This window comes from Glutamicibacter sp. (genome assembly GCF_050701915.1).
Lineage (GTDB): Bacteria > Actinomycetota > Actinomycetes > Actinomycetales > Micrococcaceae > Glutamicibacter.
In genome coordinates this window covers 1-16,929 of sequence record NZ_JBOGEG010000034.1, presented here as the reverse complement: position 1 = coordinate 16,929, position 16,929 = coordinate 1, and the positions used below count along the sequence as shown (strand labels likewise).

Below are 16,929 nucleotides of genomic sequence, written 5' to 3'. Positions count from 1 at the left end.
GCGTGATCCTTCTAGGGGGCGCGGCGCAGGGCCTGCTCGAAGTGGGCCACATGCTCGGAGACCAGCCGGGCGGCCAGCTGCGCGTCTCCATCGAGGATGGCACGCAGCAGGGCCGAATGCTCGGAAATGTGCTCGGCGATCGGCGGCATCTGGTCGATGACCAGGCACCAGATCCGGGTCACCAGGTTATCCAGGCGCACCAGGGTTTCCTCCAGGTGCTTATTGGCCGCCGCCTTGTAGATGAGCCGGTGGATGCGTACATCCAGCAGCAGCAGCGACCGCTGGTCCAGGGAGGGATCCAGGGTGTCGATCTGCTGCAGGTAGCCGGCCAGCTGCTCGCGGATCTGCGGGTCCTTATTGGCCGCCGCATTGCGCGCGGCCAGCGGCTCGAGCACCTGGCGCATCTCGGAAATGTAGTTCAGTTCATGGAAATCCACGGCCGTGGCGAAGGTGCCGCGGCGCGGATAGGACACCACCAGGTGGTCGGTTTCCAGCCGCTTGAGGGCTTCGCGCATCGGGGTGCGCCCGACGCCGAGCTCCTCGGCCAGCGCCGGCTCGTGGATCGGGTGGGTCGGAGCGATTTCGAGCAGCACCAGCCGGTCGCGCAGCGCGTTGTAGGCGCGATCGGCCATCGATCCTTGATCCGTTGCGGCGCTGGTCAGTTCGGTGGGCCTTGGCATATCGCTCTCTTCACTGGTCAAAAATCACTTGCCGACAAACAAAGGGTATCGTCCCGTCTCCTATTTGGGCGCCTTTACGGCGCCAATGCGCCCAACAGGCCCTGGGATGCCGGCCAACGGCAGGCCGGAAAGCCGGACGGGCAGCGTTGGGAAAAACCGTCTGGAAAACCGCAGGAAAAGTTGTTGACGCTGTGCTGCGGCACACATAGTATTGTGATCATCAATTGATATATCAGTATCCGGCCAGAGGCTGCCGGGCATTGGGCCCGGGAAGAACCCCCGGTAAAGCGGCTTTGATCCCGCGGCGCAAATCCACCACGCGGAGGCCAAGCGCAACCGCATTGTTTCCCCGAAAAACCACCACGAGCCATGGCGAAGCTATCGCCACCTCGGCGAATCCAAGGAGCGGCACGATGACCGAACCGAATAACAAATATGTCCTGACCCTCACCTGCGCCGAGCGCCCGGGCATCGTGCATGCGGTGACCGGGTTGCTGCTCAAGCACCATGGAGACATCCGGGAGCTCAAGCAGCATGACGACCAGCGCTCCGGGACGCTGTTCATGCGCATCGAGTTCGAGGTCGCCGCGGCGGAAGATATCCCCGCCGAGATCGCGGAACTCGAATCGAGCCTCGGCCAGCTCGCCGATGAGCACCAGGCCACCTGGGGCCTGCGCCCAGCCGGAAATAAAAAGCGCGTGGTGGTGATGGTCTCCAAGTTCGGCCACTGCCTGCACGATCTGCTGTTCCGTGCCCGGATGGGGGAGCTGCCGGTGGAGATCGCGGCCGTAGTCTCCAACCACCCGGATCACCGGCAGCAGGTCGAGTGGAATGGGATTCCGTTCTTCCATATTCCGGTCACCCCTGCGACAAAGCCCGAGGCCGAGGCGAAGCTGATGGACCTGGTGGACCGCTTCGAGGTGGACCTGGTGGTGCTAGCCCGCTACATGCAGGTGCTTTCCGATGACCTCACCCGCAAGCTCACCGGCCGGGCCATCAACATCCACCACTCGTTCCTGCCCTCCTTCAAGGGCGCCAAGCCCTACCACCAGGCCTTCGAGCGCGGGGTGAAGACCGTGGGCGCCACGGCGCACTACGTGAATTCGGAGCTGGACGAGGGGCCGATCATCACCCAGCGGGTCCAGGAAGTGGACCACAGCTACGAGCCCGAGCACCTGGTGGCAGCCGGCCGCGATACCGAGTGCAAGGCGCTGTCCGATGCGGTGCGCTGGCACTGCGAGGACCGGGTCTTCCTCAGCGGTTCGCGCACCGTGGTGCTGCGCTAGTTGCTTCCCGCATCAATAGCCCGGCCGTTGGCCGGGCTATTTTGCGCTTCCGGGCCTAGTCCAGCCCTCCGGCCAATGCGCGGCGGAAGATCCTCAGGATTTCTTCCCGCTTGGGCATTTCATCGGACAAGACCAATTGCAGCTGAAGGCCGCACAGGGCCACGCCAAGCATCTTGCCGGTGACTTCATCGGTGCGGTGGCATAGCACCTTAGTCAATCCGAGATCCCAATCGGCGGCAGCCTTGCGCAACGCCGGGCGAGTATAGGCCAGGGCATAGAGGTTCGATTCGAAGTCGGTGGCGCTGCGGTTATCGCCCAGCAGATCCATGACATAGCTGGTGAGCGCTTCGGCCATATCCGCATCCTTCGGCAGTTGGCTTTCCCAGAGCTGGAGAGCTTCGACGCCGCGTTGGGCGGCCATTTCCATGGCCACGGCCAGCAGGTCGTCAATCGTCCGGAAGTAGTAGGTCGTGGATCCCAGCGGGACATCGGCTTCTGCGGCGACCCGGCGATGGGTGACCGCATCGAGGCCCTCGGTCATGGCCACCGCGATGGCTGCCTCCGCAATGCGCACCCGGCGGTTCGGGTCCCCGGGTCCGCGAACCCTCTTCGCGCGTGAGCCCTGATCCGTCTTCTCGGGCATGTAGCCTCCCTTTCTCTTCAGCAATCTCTTGCTGTCGTTGGCCTGCTCCTGCAGTAACCCGACGGCGCATCCTGCCCCGGGTCCAGGGCCCGCGGCGGTCTGTTTAAAAAAATATCTGTACACAAGTACACACTTTGTGTACGCTCGTCTTCAAATGTAATGCACAAATGTGAGGAAGGGCATATTCAATGCAAGATTTGTTGACCAGTTTGGAGAACCTCTACATCGGCGGACGGTGGATTCGGTCCTCGGGACAGAACCCGCCGCACCAGGTGCTCAACCCCGCAGACGGCAGCGTCCTGGCCACCGTATGCGTGGCCACCACCGACGATGTGGACAATGCCGTGCGCAGCGCCCGCGCCGCATTCGACGGCGGGCAATGGTCCGAACTGCCCATCCGCGAGCGCGGCCAGAAGCTGGCCCGGATCGCCGAGATCGTGCTTGAGCACCGCGAGGAACTGGCCCGGATCGAAAGCCTGGATGCCGGCAAGACCCTGCGCGAAGCACGCCTGGATGTGGATGACGCCGTCTCTGCCTTCCGCTACTTCGCCAATGCCGCGGATCTGGACTCCGGGCGGATGGTGGATGCAGGGGATCCGAAGATCATCAGCCGCATCGGGTACGTGCCGGTCGGGGTCTGCGCGCTGATCGCGGCGTGGAATTATCCGCTGCAGACCATCTCCTGGAAGCTGGCCCCCGCCCTGGCCGCCGGCAACACCGTGGTCATCAAGCCCAGCGAGGTCACCCCGCTATCCACCATGAAGCTCGTGGAACTCATGGAGCAGGCAGAACTGCCCGCCGGAACGGTTAACCTGCTGCTGGGACCCGGTTCGCGGGTCGGGGCGACCATGACCTCGCACCCCGAGGTGGACCTGATCTCCTTCACCGGAGGGCTGGAAGCTGGCAGCAAGGTCATGGCCGCGGCCTCGGCCGACATCAAGAAGGTGGCCCTGGAGCTGGGCGGCAAGAACCCGAACATCATCTTCGATGACACGGATTTCGAAACAGTCGTGGACAACGCCCTGAGCGGAGCTTTCGTGCACTCCGGCCAAGTCTGCTCGGCCGGTTCGAGGCTGATCGTGCACGAGGGAATCTACGATCGCTTCGTCGCCGAACTGGCCCGCCGCGCCGAGCTGATCCGGCTCGGCAATGGATTTGATCCTTCCGCAGAATGCGGCCCGCTGGCCACCGCAGAGCACCGCGAGGCAGTGGAAGGGCATATCGAGCGGGCCATCGCCGAGGGCGCACGGCTGGTTGCCGGGGGCCACCGGCCGCCGGAACCTGAGCTGGCCGACGGATACTTCCTGCGTCCCACCGTCTTCGCCGACTGCGAGCGCACCATGGGCATCGTGCGCGAAGAGGTCTTCGGGCCGGTGGTCACCGTGGAGCGCTTCAGCACAGAGCAGGAAGCGGTCTTCCTGGCCAACGACACCGAATACGGACTGGCCGGCGCGGTATGGACCAATGACGCGTCCCGCGCCCAACGCGTGGCGCAAAGCCTGCGCCATGGCACCGTCTGGATCAACGACTACCATCCCTACCTGCCGCAGGCCGAATGGGGCGGCTTCGGCAAGTCCGGATTCGGCCGCGAAAACGGCATCCAGGGCCTGAACGAATACCGCGAGACCCGGCATATCTACCAGAATATCCAGCCTGCCCCCGCCCGGTGGTTCCAGGCAGAAGGAGCGTGAACCCGATGAATACCGCAACCAAGAAATACGACGTCGTCATTGTCGGCGGAGGCAGTGCCGGGTCGGTGCTGGCCAACCGGCTCAGCGCCGACGGCACCCGTTCGGTGCTGGTGCTGGAAGCCGGGCGCAAGGACTGGTGGTGGGACCTGTTTGTGCAGATGCCCGCGGCGCTGATGTTCCCGGCCGGACGCAAGAGCCACGACTGGATCTACAAGTCCGACCCGGAACCGCACATGGGCGGACGGCGGATTAAGCATGCCCGGGGCAAGCTGCTGGGCGGATCCAGCTCCATCAACGGAATGATCTTCCAGCGCGGCAACCCGCTGGACTACGAGCGATGGGGCGCTGATGCGGGCATGGAATCGTGGGATTTCGCGCACTGCCTGCCCTACTTCAAGAAGATGGAAACCGCCACCGGCAGCCCGGATGATCCGAGGCGCGGGCAGCACGGCCCACTGGTGCTGCGCCGCGGCCCGGCCAAGAACCCCCTGTTCCAAGCGTTCTTCGAATCCGCGGACCAGGCCGGCTACGGGCGCACCGAGGACGTCAACGGCTACCGGCAAGAGGGCTTCGGCCCCTTCGACAGCAATATCAGCAACGGCCGCCGGCTCAATGCCGCCCGCGCCTACGTGCATCCGCTGCGGCGCCGGGAGAATCTGACGGTGCTCACCGGGGCCTTCGTTTCCGGCCTGCGCATGGACAAGCAGCGCGCTACCGGCGTGGACTACGTGCGCCGCGGCCGCAAGCACCAAGTGGAGGCCGGCGAGGTGATCCTGTGCGGCGGCGCCTTCAACACCCCGCAATTGCTGCAGCTGGCCGGGATCGGGGATGCCGGGCACTTGCGCACCCTGGGCATCGACCCGGTGGTCGACCTGCCCGGGGTCGGCGAGAACCTCCAAGACCACCTGGAAGTCTACGTCCAGCATGGCTGTCCGCTGCCGGTCTCCGAGCAGCCGAGCCTGAGCCGCTGGCGGATGCCCTTCATCGGTGCCCAGTGGCTGCTGGCCCGCAAGGGCCCGGCCTCGACCAACCATTTCGAGGGTGGCGGGTTCGCCCGTTCCAACCCGGAGGTGGCCTACCCTAACCTGATGTACCACTTCCTGCCGCTGGCTGTGCGCTACGACGGGAAGAAGGCGGACGCGCCGCATGGCTTCCAGGTGCATGTGGGCCCGATGTACTCCGATAGCCGTGGCAGCCTGAAGATCCGCTCGACCGATCCGCGCGAGCATCCGAGCATCCTGTTCAACTACCTGTCCACCGAGCAGGACCGGCGCGAATGGGTCGAAGCCATCCGGGTCTCGCGTGAAATCCTCTCCCAGGGCGCCATGCGCCCCTACAATTCAGGGGAGCTCTCTCCCGGAGCGGAAGTGCGCACCGACGAGCAGATCCTGGATTGGGTCAAGCGCGATGCGGAAACGGCGCTGCATCCCTGCGGCACCGCGAAGATGGGCCCGGCCAGCGACCGGCTTGCGGTGGTGGACCCGCTGACGATGAAGGTTCACGGGGTCCAGGGGCTGCGCGTGGTCGACGCCTCGGCGATGCCCTATGTCACCAACGGGAATATCTACGCTCCGGTGATGATGCTCGCGGAGAAGGCCGCCGACCTGATCCTGGGCAAGGCTCCCATGGATCCGGAATACGCCGACTTCTACCGCCACCAGACGCAGACGCAGGCCCAGGCGCACTAGGCGCAGCCTGCCTCCCGCCATCCGCAGCGCCCAGGTGCTGCGGATGGCCCGATCCCAGAATGACCTGCCACAGCGAGGTGCAACCCATGAAAACCCCTGTTCGCGTAGCAAAGCCTGAAAGCATCGGGACCACCGTTCTGAGCACGACCGATGCAGTTCCCCCGCCGCGCACCAACTGGCGCGTCTTCCTCGCCTCCGCGGGCGTGATCCTGGGCATCACCTGCTGGGCAATGGCAGCGCCGGAGTCCGCCGAGGCAGTCATCGGCAGTGCGGTGCAGTGGGCTTCGGAGAAGCTCGGGTGGGTTTATATCGTCACCCTCAGCGTGGTGCTGGGCTTCGTGGTCTTCATCGCCGCTTCGCGCTACGGCTCGGTGCGTCTGGGGCCGGATCACTCGCGGCCCAAGTACAAGCTGGGCACCTGGACGGCCATGCTCTTCGCCGCGGGGATCGGCGTGGATTTGATGTTCTATGCGGTAACCGGACCAGTGGCGCAGTACCTGGCGCCGCCCGAAGGCCCCGGGGGAACGCTCGATGCGGCCCGGCAATCGGTGGTGTGGACAACCTTCCACTACGGCATCAGCGGCTGGTCCCTGTATGCCCTGGTGGGAGCGGCCATGGGGTACTTCGCCTACCGCTACAAGCTGCCGCTGGGCATCCGGGCTGTCATCTACCCGATCCTGGGCAAGCGGGTGCACGGCCGGATGGGCGATGCCATCGACGTGGCGGCCACGGTGGCTACGGTCTTCGGGCTCACCGCCTCACTGGGCATCGGGGTGATCCAACTGAACTTCTGGTTGACCTACCTCTTCGGGTTGCCGCAGTCGGTCTCCGTGCAGATCGGCCTGGTCCTGCTGGGCGTGGGCATGGCTACGGTCTCCTGCGTCTCGGGAGTGGACAGGGGCATCCGGCGGCTTTCCGAGCTGAACTTCCTGCTGGCCGTGGCCCTCATGGGCTACGTGCTGATGGCGGGGAAAACGACTATGCTCATCGACTCCGTGGTGATGAATCTGGGTGACTTCATCTCCAGCTTCCCGGGAATGGCACTGGATACCTTCGCCATGGACCGGCCCGATGACTGGATGAACTCCTGGACGCTGTTCTTCTGGGCCTGGTGGATCGCCTGGTCGCCCTTTGTGGGCATGTTCCTGGCCCGGATCTCCCGCGGCCGGACATTGCGCGAGTTCATTTGCGGGGTGCTGGTGGTGCCGTTCTTGTTCACGCTGCTGTGGATTTCGATTTTCGGCAATTCCGCGGTGGATGCTGTCCGCTCTGGCGCCACAGAATTCGGGGACATCGCGATGAACGCGCCAGAGCAGGGCTTCTACATGCTGCTGGACCAATATCCGGCGGCGACTTTCATAGCAGGCCTGGCCACCTTCACCGGATTGCTGTTCTATGTGACCAGCGCAGATTCCGGTGCATTGATGATGAGCAACCTGACCTCCTACACCAGCCACAATGGGCAGGACGGCCCGAAATGGTCGCGGATCTTCTGGGCACTCGCCGTGGGCGGTCTGACCCTGGCGATGCTCTTCGTGGGCGGCTTCGCGACCATCCAGTACATGACCATCATCATGGCTCTGCCGTTCACCGTGATCCTCTACCTGATCATGATCTCGCTGTACAGATCCCTGCGGCAGGAACCCCCGGTCCCGCAGGACGCGGCAGTTGCCAGGTCCAGAGGCAAGCACCGGAAATGGCGGGAGCGGCTGGCCCGAACAGTGGCGGCATGCACCGCACAGGAAGCGGCTGAATACATGGACGGGGTCGCGGAGCCAGCCCTGCTGGAAGTGGCCAGGGAATTGGCCGGGTTCGGCACCCGGATATCCGTGGCCACCGGGCAGGTGGCCGAGACCGGGGTCCGCCAGCTCGATCTGGTGATCGAGTTGGAAGGGCAGCTGCCCTTCCGCTACCAGATCTACCCGGTGCTGCAATTGGTTTCCCGCGGCGACGGCTCGGGACGCCGGCACGAGGAAACGGTGCGCTTGGAGGTCTTCTCCGTGAAGGGCGGTTGCGGCTATGACATTACCGGCATGCCGCAAGAGCAGCTGATCAATGATGTTGTCGACCGGTTCGAGGCGCATGTGGCCGCGCAGCGCTTCCACCAGGTTTCCGAAGACATGGTGGAAGCGTTGCGCAGACCCTGCGACTGGTCCGAGGATTACCCCGACGCGCACCCCCGCGGCTAGCCGGCCGGGACCTCATGCTGCCACGCTCGGCTGGTAGACGGCCAAGCCCAGCGACAAGATGGTCAGGGACTGCGCATCATTCAGATCCATGTCCAGCAGGGATTCGAGCAGTCCGAGCCGCTGGTAGAACACCGACCGGGAGAGCTGGCAGCGGGTTGCCGCCTGGGATCGGTTGGTTGGTGAAGCCAAATAGGCCTGGAGGACCCGCAGGCATTCGGCGCGCCGGGCAGGGTCCAAAGCCAGGATCGGGGCGAGCACCTGCTGCGGCAGGCGCTGGATTGCCGGTTCATGGCGCAGCTCGTGGGCGAGCAGCGCCAGCGGATACTCTGCGGCAAGCACCACCGGCTGGTCTGCTGCCAGGGACAGTTCGCATCCGCCGATGGCTTGCCTGATGGAATCTGCCAGTAGCCCGAAGTCCTGGACGGCCGCACCCAGGTAGAGCGGTCCGGAAAAGTGCCCGGCTCCCTCATCCAGGTGCAAGGCCTGGGGCCAGTCTGGCGGCAGTTTGCCGGGGATGGCGGAGAAGAAGCCGAAGAGCTTGGACGCTGGCGCATTCCGGGCACCGATCACCGGATGCAGGTCCTTGCCGATAGTGCGCTCGATCTTCCTGGCTGCTGCTTTCAGGTCGGCGCACGCGGCCAGCTGGATCGCGAAACCGTGCAGTTGCCGGTGGCGCACGGGGAATCCGGAGGCTTCGAACTTCCCGGCGAGCAGGTCCGAGTCCGCGTCCTTTCGCAGCATCAGGTCGTCAAGCAGTTCGCAGGCCGTATCGAAGGCCAACGAGGCAGGTTCCTGCTTGCGCAGAAGCTCGGTCCCCAGTGCGATGCCCGCCATGGTCAGCACATGCAGGGAGCCTGCTGGATGAGTTGCAGTGTCCGGGGCGATGAGAGAACCGAAATGCCTGCCGTGGATCTGTACCGGGATCGCTTGGCGTCCGGAGTTGCCTGTCGCATGCAAGCTGCGGGAACGGTCTTGCCAATGCTCGAAGAAGTCCGCGGGCACCGGAACGGCGCTGGCATGGCGCAGTACGTTGTATCCCGAATCCTCCAGCACCACCGTGGCGTTGAGCAGCCTGGCGCAGTCTCGCAGTATGGTTTCGGCCGGAGCGCCGAGTTGCATCAGCGCGGTGAAATGCGCGGTCACCTCGCCACCGGCTTCGATGCGCCGGGTCTGGGTGGAGAAGAGCAGCTGGTGCAGTGCCTCGGTGATCTCCACGAACGCCACCCTTTCATGCAGTGCCACCAGTGGGAAGGAGTGCTCCTTGCAGGACTGGATGAGCGCCGCCGGAACAGCTGGGCAATGGGTGCCGAGCTCGAGCAGCAGCCCGGCGGAATCCAGCTCGACCAATTCGGCAACGTACTGCTCGAAGCAGGTCTCCGGGCCCCACCCGATGCCCGTGGTCAGCACCAGCTCCTGGCCGCGCAGGTAGGTTCTCGGGTCCGAATTCTCCAGCACGTGGACCCAGCCAACATGACGGTTCAATGACGCCTGATCGGCAAAGACCTGCGGGTTCCCGGCGAGCACCGCGGGCAGCTGGAGCAGCTGGTCCATGGTGGCGATCGACTGGTCCGGACAGTTTGTCCGGGCATCGCGTGTTTTCTCTACAAGTGTCACTGTTGATCAGCCTCCAGCTGTGCAAAACTGTCAATCACGTGGATCTATAGTGATTCGCTTCACACAATACAGAGTGTTCGGTTTTTGAGGGGGAATGCGTCGATGTTTGGACTTCCGGCGTTCACGACCATGGTCATCATCGGGGTTCCGGCCCTCTGGGTGATCTATACCGGTGTTTTCCTGTGGCTCAGCCGCGGCTGGAAGCATGAGGATGCGGAGGAGCAGCGATGAGCATCGAGATCCTGTTCCTGGTCATCTACTTCGTCGCCATGGCAGGCATCGGTGTTTGGGCGATGAAGCGCGGAAAGCAGGATGCTGAGGGATTCCTGCTGGGCGGACGCAGCCTCGGCCCGGGAGTCACCGCACTTCGCCTGCAAAGCTCCTCCATGTCCGGCTACATGTTCATGGGAGCTGGATCCATGGGTTACACCCAGGGCTATTTCAGCATGTGGTACGCGCTGGGCGATCTGGGCGGTGGCATCCTGAATCTTTCGGTCCTTGGCCGGCGCATGCGCAAGCTGTCCCAGATCCTTGGATCCATTACCTCCATCGAGTACCTGGAGCACCGCTACCCCTCGAAGTGGATCCGGCTCATTGCCGCTCCCGTGGCGCTGTTCTGCATGTTCTTCTACGTCCTCGCGCAGTTCATCGCAGGCGGTCGTGGACTGGAGATGGTCTCTGGAGTTTCCTTCCCTGTGGCCTTGGCTATCGCCATCGGCGTGATTGTCCTTTATACCTTCCTCGGCGGCTACCTGGCTGTGGCCTACACCGACTTCGTGCAGGCCATCATCATGGTGGTGGGCATGGTCTGGATCCTGGTTGCCACGCTGATGGCAGTAGGCGGTTTCACCAAAGGCAACGAGGCAGTGGGCGAGATCAACCCGAACCTGCTGACCATGTGGGGAGCGGACCTGGGCTACCAGGGCCAATGGGGCGTCATCATCGGTGCGTTGCTGGTCTTCTCCATCGGCTACATGGGCTGGCCGCATGTGGTGGTCAGCCACATGGCCATGAAGAAGCCCTCGGTGGCGCGCACCGCCGGAGCCTACTCGCTGGTCTTCAACCTGCTGTTCATCCCCGGCCCCTACCTGGTGGGCCTGTTCGCGCTGATCCTGCTGCCCAACCTGGCCAATCCGGAGACCGCGATCTTCGAGGTCGCCGACGCGGTGCTGCCCACCTTTGCCGTGGGCATCGTCATGGCCGCGATCATGGCAGCGATCATGTCCACCGCCGACGCCCTGCTGCTGCAGGCCGGCACCATTGCCAGCCAGGACATCTATGCCCGGTTCATTAACAAGAAGATGAGCGATGCGCAGATGGTGTGGGTTTCGCGGGTCACCGTGCTGGCACTGGCGGTCATCGGCTTCGCCATCGCGGCATTCGAGCCGCCGGCGGTGGCCGCGGTGGTCATCTTCTCCACTACGGTGCTGGGCAGCGCCTTTGTGCCTTCCTATATCTGCGCGGTGTGGTGGAAGAAGGCCAATACCGTAGGCGCGATTTCCTCGATGATCGCCGGCACCCTGGTCTCGGTGCTCTGGCAGGTTTCCGGGGCTCCGGATGCCACCGGCATCGATCCGATGGTCACCGGCATTCTGGCCTCCACCGCGGCCATGGTCATCGGCAGCCTGGCCAGCCAGAAGTCGCATCCGGTGCCGGAGCATATTGGCCGGGCCCTGGACGAGACCGCGAAGATCGGTCCCATTCCGAAGAAGATGCTGATGGGCCAGGATGCCTTGCTGGCCAGCCAGGCCGAAATGGCGGCCCGCGGTGAATGAACTGGTACTGAAAACCCTGGTCGATGGCCAGGACGCGCAACGTATCCTTGCTGCCAAGGCACCTGGATTGACGGTCGAATCGGCCAAGCTGCGCCACCATCCCTTTGCGGGGTTCATCTTCGAGGTGCCGCAGCTGGCCGGGCGGACCGGGCAGGCGCATGCATTGGTGGACTACTACTCGGGCAAGGCCTTTGTCAGCGACCCGTGGCAAGTCCAAGATGATCAAGCTGGCCAGCCACTGGACTTGGTGGCTGATCCGCAGTGGAACACTATCGATTTCGACACCGCGCGCGAGAGGGCCAAAGCCCTGTTGTCCACCGCGGCCCTGCGCCGGGCCCGGCTGGCCTGGCGTGGCGGAATCCGCGAAAAGAGCAGTGTCGCCAAGGTCTGGAAACCCAACTGGGTGATCGAAGCGAAGCTGGAAGGAAAGTCCTACCGCATCATGGTGGACGGACTGAACGGCGGCTACTACTTTATCGACTGCTGAAGTCGGGCACCGCGATGTAACTGGCAGTGCGCCTGGGCGACATCTCTCCGCGGGAATCCAGTCGGGAACAAGCAGAGCGCAAGCCTATGGAAAACTGGGACGCAATACGCACTTGCCAAGTTCGTGAAGGGTCGCGAATGCAGTGAACTGCTCGCCAGAAGTCGGACTGGGAATGCAGGAACCAACATCTGTGGGCAATTCACACGTTGCGCCGGCCCAAGGGGAAAGGCGTATCAAGGCGGTCGGCTGCTACAAGCTGGCTGCTGTTGCCGATCGATATGGAGTCGCTCGGGCAGGCGGCCCGCTACAGTTCCAAGCTCGTCGGTGCTGGTGCGTTGGAGTTCTCGGACCCAGCCGATGCAGGCATACCAGCTAAGGTTCGAGTTCTTGAAGGTGGGTTGCAATTGCGCTGCGAGCTGTTCATGATCAGGCCGCGGGTAAGCGCACAGATCCCGTCGATATGCCCGGGGCAGGAAACGGTCAGCTGACGCGATGCGGTAGCCCGCGGTGTTGCCGGCCGACCGGCATCCTTCGCTTTTCAGAGGGTAATTGGAAGCTTGGAAGTCTTGCTCTTTGAGGCTCGTGCTTTGGCAAGGACATGGATTCGTCTTTGAATCACGTGATTCCGGCTCATGGTCCCACGTCACGTTGGCCTAACCCTCTGCCCGTTTGGCTGCCAAGATCATCGGAAGAGATGCAATATGGCTCCCATGCCCACAAGGCACCGTGCGTTGCGCCTCCTGGACTTGGCCATTGGTATTAACCCTGGCCTCGATAATGGACATACCTCGATGACTAATATCTTGCTAAAAATGAGAGTCAGCACACCGGGTGATGCGCAGCACGCCGAAGCCGAGGAGGAAATCTTGAACGTACAGTCTCGATTCGCAAAGATCCTGTCAATGAATCTAAATGCCGCCGAACAGAAGCAGATTCCAGAGCTAACGCCGCAATTGGCACAGAAGCTAATCGATCGAATCGACACGATTCCTCTGTTCGCGCATGCCTACTCGCTACTGGGAAATTTCACTTATGGCACCTACCGCCCCAGCGACCTGCTGACCTACGCTTTTGAGCATGAACTGGACGGTGTCTGCATCCACCTGCTTGATGGCGAAGAGCGCAGCCTGGGGCAGGCCAGCGACGCGGAGCTTCGGGAGTTCGGAGCCACCGCGCACCAGCTGGGGCTCAAAGTACATCTGGAAATCAGCAGCACCCGCAAGACGGACCTCGACGACGTGGTGCGCATTGCGCGGATCCTGAACGTCGAGCACATCCGAGTGTATTCACGCTACGAAGGCCTGCTGTCCGAGGTTCTCACCATGGTTGACAGCGACTTGCAATACCTGATCGTGCTGGCCGAGAAATACGACCTGCAATTCTACTTCGAACAGCACGAGGAATTCAAGAGCTTCGAAATCGCAGCAGCCCTGGAACGTGCAAACCATCCCCGGCTGCATGCACTGTTCGACTTCGGGAACATGATCAACGCCTACGAGCGCCCGTTGGACGCGCTGAATAACCTGGCTCCGCACATCGGCCAAGTTCATCTCAAGGGCGTCAAGATCATGCCGGAAGATGGAGGCTTCGGCCACCGTGGGGTATTGCAAGGTAGCGATGACGACGACATGCCGAGCCCGCTCATGCTGATGGACCTCTTGCTCTTGGGAGAGGACGAACCGCAGCTGATCGCCTTCGCCCTAGAGCAGGAAAACCATTACCGTGCTCCGGCTTTCCGCCGCGCAGATGACCCGGAAGATCCGTTCATCGCCTACCGCGATCTGAGCACTACTGACCTTCCGGCCTCACTGACCTTGGACGAAATGCTGGTTGAAGAGCCGCAGTGGGCGGTCAACCAGCTGACCTATGTTCGAACAGTCCTTGCCCAACTGCGTGAACTTGCCATGTGCCGACTGGAATCGGCGTCCGAGGACACGGCCCGCAACGAAACTCTTCAGGAGACCTACCAATGAAAACGATCAACAAGGCTAAGTGGGGCAAATTCGTCCTGCTGATCATGGGCGGCGGCACCATTTACAAGTTGGCCAACCTCAAGGACGTTTTCTATGTCCCCATGCAGGAGCACCTCGGGCTGAGCAACACCGAAATCGGACTGCTGTTAAGCATCAACTCGATCGTGGCCACCGCCCTGTTTGTCGTCGGCGGATACCTGGCTGACCGCTTCCAGACCCGCACCGTAATCAGTGCAGGCCTGATCGGCGCCGGTGCCATCGGCTTCTACATGGCCTCGTTCCCGGACTTCAACATGATGATGGTTGTGTTCGCGCTGCTCGCGGTGTGCTCGGACTGTCTGTTCTGGCCAGCGCTGCTTAAGAGCGTCAGACAGTTGGGCGACGGCGACGAGCAGGGACGCATGTTCGGTTTCCTCGAGGGTGGCCGCGGTGTCATCGATACCATCGTGGCCTTCTCGGCCCTGGGAATCTTCATCGCCATGGGCTCGGGCCTCGCTGGATTCCGTGCCGCGATCATCGCCTACTCTTCGATCAATATCGTAATCGGTATCCTGCTCTTCTTCCTGCTGCGCGGCAATTCTGCGCCGGCCATCCAGGATGCCGCGGCAACTGAGACTATGGCGCACAAGCCGACCGTAAGGGAATCCTTGAAGCTGATTGCGCGCATGCCGCAGTTGTGGCTGGTCAGCTTCACGGTGTTCATGGTTTACATCGTCTATGTGGGGCTGACCTACTTCATTCCGTACCTGTCTACCGTGTACGGACTGCCGGTGGCTCTGGTAGGCATCTTCGGCATTATCAACCAGTACGGACTGAAGATCATCGGCGGTCCGCTGGGCGGCTACCTGGCCGACAAGAAGGTCAAGAGCTCCAGCAAGTACCTGAGCTATTCTTTTCTGGCCCTGCTTCCCGTCATGGCGCTCATCGTCTTCCTGCCACAGAACGAGAAATTCACCGTACCGGCCATGGTTGCCTGTCTGGTCTTCTCGTTGATCGTGTTCTCGATGCGCGGTGTTTTCTGGGCGCCGATGGATGAGGTCGGCATCCCTGATCAGATCAGCGGCACCGCCTTTGGCGTTGCCTGTCTCATCGGATATGCACCGGGCATGTTCGGATTCCTGATCTACGGAGCGATCCTTGACGCATACCCGGGAGCCACCGGATTCCATCTGGTCTTCGCGGTCATGTGCGGGCTGGCAGTAATCGGCAGCGTGATCGCCATGCTGGTGGCCAAGACCGCTAAGAAGGCGAAAAAGGTCACGACTGGCGTCTAGCGACCTCGGCAGCGCATTTCACGGCGGGTTGGCCCACAGAATACGAAGGTATACTGGGGGGCTGGCCCGTCGTCGGCCGTGTCCTGCGGTCCGAAGCTACTGGGGGAGAAGGATCCATGGTGAAGGGAAGCGGAGGAAAGTTGCTGGGCGACCTGCGGCTGGACCGAGCTGGAGACAGCCCGTTGCATCGGCAGATCTACACGCAGATCCGCACCAAGATCCTCAGCGGACAGCTTCCTGGCGGCACCAGGCTCCCCTCTACCCGAACCCTGTGCATCGAGCTCGATGTTTCCCGGATTACCTTGGTCAACGCGTTCCAGGCTCTGGCCAGCGAAGGATTCCTGCGCTCCAGAGCTGGCGATGGCACCTATGTGGGCGACGAATGGCACAACGATTTCAGCTTCTCACCGGTGTCGCGACGCCCCGAACTATCTGTGCGCGCAGGACTGAGCACCTCAACCCGCGGCAGCGAGCTGCACAAGCAGGCGCTGACCTCCTGGAATCCGGAAGACTCCGAAACTTTCGTGGCCAGCCAAGTCGGGACCGACCTGTTCCCCGCCCGCACCTGGAAAACCCTGGTGGCTCGCCACAGCGAACGCCGCTCCATCGACATGCTCGGTTATGGCGAGCCGCTGGGTTACCTGCCCCTGCGCGAAGCGGTGGCCGAGTACCTGCGCGATTCTCGGGGCATCACACCGGCAGCCGAACAGATCGTCATCACCACCGGCGCGCAGCAGGCGTTCAATGCGCTTATGCTGCTGATGACCGATCCAGGGGACCACGTCTGGATGGAGGACCCGGGACACATCGCCGCGGCCAAGGCGATGCTGGCAAACGGCTGCACCGTGCACGGCGTCCCTATTGACGAGCAGGGTGCGAACCTGGGCGCAACGGAAGGCTTCCCGGCTGGCCGTCTCATGTTCCTGACTCCCGCCCGCCAGCACCCCCTGGCTGTGCGCACCTCCCTGGCCCGTCGCATGGAGTGGATCTCCTGGGCCAATGCGCGCAACAACTGGATCATCGAGGATGACAGTGACAGCGAACTGCGCTATCGCGGGGCGCACCTGCCGCCGTTGTTCGGTCTGGATCGCGGCGCGCACGTGGTGCATGTGGGATCATTCAGCAAAATCATGTTCCCCTCCATCCGGGTCGGCTACGCGGTGCTGCCCGAGGACCTGGTCCAGTCCTTCGGAGCCGCGATCTCCGTGACCGGCCGGAGTCCATCCACACTGATCCAAGCGGCCACGGCCGACTTCCTGCGCGAGGGACACCTGAACTCGCATATCCGACGCACCCGGAAAATCTACGAGGCCCGGCAGGCGGCGTTGTTGGAAGAACTGCACCGGCAGTTGGATCCGTTCATCCATGCCAGCCCGGTGGACGCGGGGATGCATTTGATCGCCAAACTGCCGCCGGGAATCGACGATCAGCTTTTGGCGGCGCAGCTGGCCGACCGCGGGGTCTACACCTATGCGCTGGGGGACTACGTACTGCAGCAGCCAGCTCCGCCGGCCCTGCTCATCGGCTTCGCGGCTACCGAGGCGCGGCACATGCCCGACGCCGTGGGCTACATGGTCCGCGCGCTGCATCATATTGGCCATCGCTGGTAGTGCTGCCTCGCAGAGGCAG

At 62.9% G+C, this 16,929-nt stretch carries 13 protein-coding genes; 10 read left to right on the top strand and 3 right to left on the bottom strand.

Translation table 11 applies throughout. The features are described 5' to 3' along the window. Nucleotides 1–11 precede the first annotated feature (11 nt). On the bottom strand, nucleotides 12–680 hold the full coding sequence (locus tag ACRDT3_RS15740) for a GntR family transcriptional regulator (protein ID WP_431493875.1): 669 nt from the start codon (nucleotides 678–680) through the stop codon (nucleotides 12–14). 413 nt (nucleotides 681–1,093) lie between these two features. On the opposite strand from ACRDT3_RS15740, the gene purU reads away from it, so the two are divergent. Beyond that, entirely contained in the window at nucleotides 1,094–1,966 is an 873-nt protein-coding gene (gene purU / locus ACRDT3_RS15735) for a formyltetrahydrofolate deformylase (protein WP_431493874.1), read from the top strand. Nucleotides 1,967–2,021: 55 nt separating this feature from the next. On the opposite strand, the gene ACRDT3_RS15730 is transcribed toward purU, so the two are convergent. After that, entirely contained in the window at nucleotides 2,022–2,609 is a 588-nt protein-coding gene (locus ACRDT3_RS15730) for a TetR/AcrR family transcriptional regulator (protein ID WP_431493873.1), read from the bottom strand. 188 nt (nucleotides 2,610–2,797) lie between these two features. Between ACRDT3_RS15730 and ACRDT3_RS15725 the strand changes: the two genes are divergently transcribed. The 3 genes from ACRDT3_RS15725 (at nucleotide 2,798) to betT (ending at nucleotide 8,177) form a co-directional block, all read left to right on the top strand. Beyond that, nucleotides 2,798–4,300, top strand: a complete 1,503-nt coding sequence (locus ACRDT3_RS15725; RefSeq protein WP_431493872.1) for an aldehyde dehydrogenase family protein — start codon at nucleotides 2,798–2,800, stop codon at nucleotides 4,298–4,300. A 5-nt stretch (nucleotides 4,301–4,305) separates the two neighbouring features. Further along, nucleotides 4,306–5,988: a choline dehydrogenase gene (betA, locus tag ACRDT3_RS15720; protein ID WP_431493871.1), complete on the top strand. Its 1,683-nt coding sequence runs from the start codon at nucleotides 4,306–4,308 to the stop codon at nucleotides 5,986–5,988. Between the two features lie 86 nt (nucleotides 5,989–6,074). Next, entirely contained in the window at nucleotides 6,075–8,177 is a 2,103-nt protein-coding gene (gene betT, locus ACRDT3_RS15715; protein WP_431493870.1) for a choline BCCT transporter BetT, read from the top strand. Nucleotides 8,178–8,189: 12 nt separating this feature from the next. Here betT and ACRDT3_RS15710 read toward each other — a convergent pair whose 3' ends face one another. After that, the gene (locus ACRDT3_RS15710) at nucleotides 8,190–9,791 is read right to left on the bottom strand and encodes a PucR family transcriptional regulator ligand-binding domain-containing protein (RefSeq protein ID WP_431493869.1); all 1,602 of its coding nucleotides are present in this window, start codon (nucleotides 9,789–9,791) and stop codon (nucleotides 8,190–8,192) included. A 102-nt stretch (nucleotides 9,792–9,893) separates the two neighbouring features. Between ACRDT3_RS15710 and ACRDT3_RS15705 the strand changes: the two genes are divergently transcribed. The 6 genes from ACRDT3_RS15705 (at nucleotide 9,894) to ACRDT3_RS15680 (ending at nucleotide 16,910) form a co-directional block, all read left to right on the top strand. After that, entirely contained in the window at nucleotides 9,894–10,022 is a 129-nt protein-coding gene (locus tag ACRDT3_RS15705; protein WP_255209574.1) for a hypothetical protein, read from the top strand. Further along, entirely contained in the window at nucleotides 10,019–11,566 is a 1,548-nt protein-coding gene (locus tag ACRDT3_RS15700) for a sodium/proline symporter (RefSeq protein WP_431493868.1), read from the top strand. The genes ACRDT3_RS15705 and ACRDT3_RS15700 overlap by 4 nt, the downstream gene beginning before the upstream one ends. After that, nucleotides 11,559–12,053, top strand: a complete 495-nt coding sequence (locus tag ACRDT3_RS15695; RefSeq protein ID WP_431493867.1) for a hypothetical protein — start codon at nucleotides 11,559–11,561, stop codon at nucleotides 12,051–12,053. The genes ACRDT3_RS15700 and ACRDT3_RS15695 overlap by 8 nt, the downstream gene beginning before the upstream one ends. Nucleotides 12,054–12,955: 902 nt before the next feature. Further along, nucleotides 12,956–14,026 carry a sugar phosphate isomerase/epimerase family protein gene (locus tag ACRDT3_RS15690; RefSeq protein WP_431493866.1) on the top strand — a complete coding sequence of 357 codons (1,071 nt, stop codon included), beginning with the start codon at nucleotides 12,956–12,958 and terminating at the stop codon, nucleotides 14,024–14,026. Next, nucleotides 14,023–15,300 (top strand): MFS transporter, encoded by a 1,278-nt coding sequence (locus tag ACRDT3_RS15685; RefSeq protein ID WP_400341633.1) that lies wholly within the window; start codon nucleotides 14,023–14,025, stop codon nucleotides 15,298–15,300. Before ACRDT3_RS15690 ends, ACRDT3_RS15685 begins: the two co-directional genes overlap by 4 nt. 116 nt (nucleotides 15,301–15,416) lie before the next feature. Next, entirely contained in the window at nucleotides 15,417–16,910 is a 1,494-nt protein-coding gene (locus ACRDT3_RS15680) for a PLP-dependent aminotransferase family protein (RefSeq protein WP_400341631.1), read from the top strand. Nucleotides 16,911–16,929 lie beyond the last annotated feature (19 nt).

Excerpts from the sequence above, each read along its gene's own strand:
- betA (WP_431493871.1), top strand. The coding sequence starts at position 4,306 with ATGAATACCGCAACCAAGAAATACGACGTCGTCATTGTCGGCGGAGGC.
- ACRDT3_RS15680 (WP_400341631.1), top strand. The coding sequence starts at position 15,417 with ATGGTGAAGGGAAGCGGAGGAAAGTTGCTGGGCGACCTGCGGCTGGAC.
- ACRDT3_RS15730 (WP_431493873.1), bottom strand. The coding sequence starts at position 2,609 with ATGCCCGAGAAGACGGATCAGGGCTCACGCGCGAAGAGGGTTCGCGGA.
- ACRDT3_RS15740 (WP_431493875.1), bottom strand. The coding sequence starts at position 680 with ATGCCAAGGCCCACCGAACTGACCAGCGCCGCAACGGATCAAGGATCG.
- ACRDT3_RS15685 (WP_400341633.1), top strand. The coding sequence starts at position 14,023 with ATGAAAACGATCAACAAGGCTAAGTGGGGCAAATTCGTCCTGCTGATC.
- ACRDT3_RS15690 (WP_431493866.1), top strand. The coding sequence starts at position 12,956 with ATGAATCTAAATGCCGCCGAACAGAAGCAGATTCCAGAGCTAACGCCG.
- ACRDT3_RS15700 (WP_431493868.1), top strand. The coding sequence starts at position 10,019 with ATGAGCATCGAGATCCTGTTCCTGGTCATCTACTTCGTCGCCATGGCA.
- ACRDT3_RS15725 (WP_431493872.1), top strand. The coding sequence starts at position 2,798 with ATGCAAGATTTGTTGACCAGTTTGGAGAACCTCTACATCGGCGGACGG.
- purU (WP_431493874.1), top strand. The coding sequence starts at position 1,094 with ATGACCGAACCGAATAACAAATATGTCCTGACCCTCACCTGCGCCGAG.
- betT (WP_431493870.1), top strand. The coding sequence starts at position 6,075 with ATGAAAACCCCTGTTCGCGTAGCAAAGCCTGAAAGCATCGGGACCACC.
- ACRDT3_RS15705 (WP_255209574.1), top strand. The coding sequence starts at position 9,894 with ATGTTTGGACTTCCGGCGTTCACGACCATGGTCATCATCGGGGTTCCG.